General features: G+C 79.1%; 1 protein-coding gene. It reads right to left on the reverse strand.

The annotated features are described in order from the left end of the window. Positions 1 to 541 (reverse strand): FAD-dependent oxidoreductase (locus RF638_RS16140; RefSeq protein WP_368842476.1); only part of this gene is annotated, 541 nt, incomplete at its 3' end. Positions 542 to 560: the final 19 nt, after the last annotated feature.

The following is a 560-nucleotide window of genomic DNA, read 5'->3' on the forward strand; positions in this document are numbered from 1 at the left end:
GCGCCTTCAGCCGCACCGCGCCGGCCGGTCCGCTCGTCAGCGGCGCCAGCACCGCCGTGCCGCCCTCGGCCACGGCGTCCAGCTCGGCGCGGAAGCGGGCGGCCAGCCACTCCGCCTGCCGCCAGCCGGGGCCCACGAGACCGGACGGGCCCAGCCCCTCCCGGCCCGGGCAGACCTGGCAGGAGAGGTCCTTGCACAGCACCTCGGCGCAGTCCCCGATCGCGAACACGCGCCGCTCCACGTCCGCCTCGAGCTCGTGGTCGACCAGGATCCCCCGGGCGGTGCGCAGTCCGGCCCCCTCGGCGAGGCCGGTGCGCGCGGTGACGCCGACCGACAGCAGCAGCAGCTCGCCCGGCACGCTCCGCCCGTCCTCGAGGAGCAGGCCCCGGAAGGCGCGCTGCCCGTCCAGGAGCACCTCGCGCGCCCGGGCACCGGAGACCACCTCCACCCCGGCGCCCGCGAGCGCCCGGCCCAGCAGCGCCCCGCCGGGGGCGTCGAGGGAGCGGGTCATCACCCAGGGGGCGTGGTGGACCACGGTCACGGGGCAGCCCGCCTCGCTC

It is taken from the genome of Kocuria sp. CPCC 205235 (assembly GCF_040980905.1).
Taxonomy (GTDB): Bacteria; Actinomycetota; Actinomycetes; order Actinomycetales; family Micrococcaceae; genus Kocuria; species Kocuria carniphila.